Raw genomic sequence first — 1548 nt, 5'->3', positions numbered from 1 at the left:
AGCCTGTGCGCCGGATACTGCGACCAGCGCAGCTGCGGAACCGAGAAGAAGACCTTTGATGTTCATAATGAACCTTCCAATTGATCACTAGGTGAGAGATTCTGAATTCATATCCAGAGTCACATCAATTAATCTGGCGGGTCATAGGGCACAACCTCATGCGAGGATGTTCGCCCGATCGTGCTGGAACATTGGAATGCGCCGTCGCATTTTTGTCACAGCCAGAGTCGGGTCGGAGTTACTTTGCGGGACAAGGATGCTGACGCGCGGCTATGGAACCAGCGGGAGTGCAAGGGCAGCGATATTGGAAAACCATGCAGGGAATGCAGGAGGTGCGGCGTGCTTGAGTGGATTCAAGCACGCCTTGACTGGAAGGTCAGGTCCATCAAGAGCCTCTAAATGCTCCGTAGAAATCGATAGCTCGGCGCCGCCCGGATGTCAAAGGGATGAATTGATAATTGCTAGATATATAATCGGATCTGCACAAATATTAATACGGACGTCAAAGCCATTATCGACGGACAACCCGAAAGCCCTCCCCCACAATCTCCCGCATGCTCATCAATGTTATTGACATTTGCCATTGACGGCTTGTTCACCGAAGTAGCCGGGGCATGAACATGCGGTTCAGCAGCGGTTTGACCTGACGGGGCTAACGTCTGCTCATGAACCCGCTCAAGCACATCTATCCGTACCTCTCCACATTCTTCCTGGCGCTTGTGCTGGTCGCACCTCTCGTGCTGACTGCGAGCCTGATGACCGAGCGACGAACCCAGAGCGCGGGTATCGGACTACTGCTGTACCATGCGGTAACGAGAATCTAGGCGTTAGCTGCAAGCCCTCGCAGGCCGGTCGATCCGGCCGGAGGGGCTAACAGCCGCGCTTCACGCGGCCTTTGGTTCCGCCCCACCTTCTGCCTGTGAAATTGACAACTTAATGCCAAGTGCCTTGGCTACTCCAATAAGCGTGGAAAGCTTTGGATCGCCGCGCTCGCTCAGTGCTTTATAAAGAGCCTCACGAGTAACGCCCGCCTCTTTGGCAACGGCACTCATACCAATTGAACGCGCGACATCACCGAGAGCATGCGCGATCAACGAAGGATCTCCGTCCTCAAAGGCGGCCTCAATATATGCAAAACGATCTTCCGGCGTCTTCAGGTAATCGAGGACATCAAAACGCGTTGTCTCAACTGCCATATCAAATCTCCTTTGCCATCTTCTTCGAATACGCAATATCCCGTGATTGGGAGGACTTATCGCCACCGCATAAAAGGATTACCACGGCACGGCCAGCATATGTCAGATAGACACGATATCCGGGGCCATAATCGATCCTCATCTCGCTTACACCGTCTCCCACCGACTTAATGTCACCCGGATTGCCAAGCTCAAGACGACGGATCCGCGCCACGATGCGAGTCGTGGCGGTTCTGTCGCGAAGGTTTTTCAGCCAGTCAGAAAAAACCGCGGTTTGCCGAACTTCGATCATGTGTGAACTATAGCTTACAACTAGTCGGAAAGCAACTAGTTTGTGAACTATAGTTCACAA

The 1548-nt window shown here is 52.9% G+C and carries 3 protein-coding genes; 1 reads left to right on the top strand and 2 read right to left on the bottom strand.

From position 1 onward, the window contains the following. The first annotated feature begins 665 nt into the window (after window positions 1-665). Entirely contained in the window at window positions 666-824 is a 159-nt protein-coding gene (locus LH464_RS24295; protein ID WP_226788966.1) for a hypothetical protein, read from the top strand. Between the two features lie 60 nt (window positions 825-884). On the opposite strand, the gene LH464_RS24290 is transcribed toward LH464_RS24295, so the two are convergent. Together LH464_RS24290 and LH464_RS24285 are read right to left on the bottom strand one after the other, a co-directional pair. After that, on the bottom strand, window positions 885-1196 hold the full coding sequence (locus LH464_RS24290; protein ID WP_226788965.1) for an addiction module antidote protein: 312 nt from the start codon (window positions 1194-1196) through the stop codon (window positions 885-887). Between the two features lies 1 nt (window position 1197). Further along, window positions 1198-1488 carry a type II toxin-antitoxin system RelE/ParE family toxin gene (locus LH464_RS24285; protein WP_226788964.1) on the bottom strand — a complete coding sequence of 97 codons (291 nt, stop codon included), beginning with the start codon at window positions 1486-1488 and terminating at the stop codon, window positions 1198-1200. Window positions 1489-1548: the final 60 nt, after the last annotated feature.

The organism is Pseudorhizobium xiangyangii, assembly GCF_020531965.1.
Classification (GTDB): domain Bacteria; phylum Pseudomonadota; class Alphaproteobacteria; order Rhizobiales; family Rhizobiaceae; genus Neorhizobium; species Neorhizobium xiangyangii.
Note: the sequence above shows the minus strand (reverse complement) of the source record. Positions and strands in the feature narration are given on the sequence as shown.

What these genes read in the sequence shown, in the direction of transcription:
- LH464_RS24285 (WP_226788964.1), bottom strand. Translation starts at nt 1,488, where the DNA reads ATGATCGAAGTTCGGCAAACCGCGGTTTTTTCTGACTGGCTGAAAAAC.
- LH464_RS24290 (WP_226788965.1), bottom strand. Translation starts at nt 1,196, where the DNA reads ATGGCAGTTGAGACAACGCGTTTTGATGTCCTCGATTACCTGAAGACG.
- LH464_RS24295 (WP_226788966.1), top strand. Translation starts at nt 666, where the DNA reads ATGAACCCGCTCAAGCACATCTATCCGTACCTCTCCACATTCTTCCTG.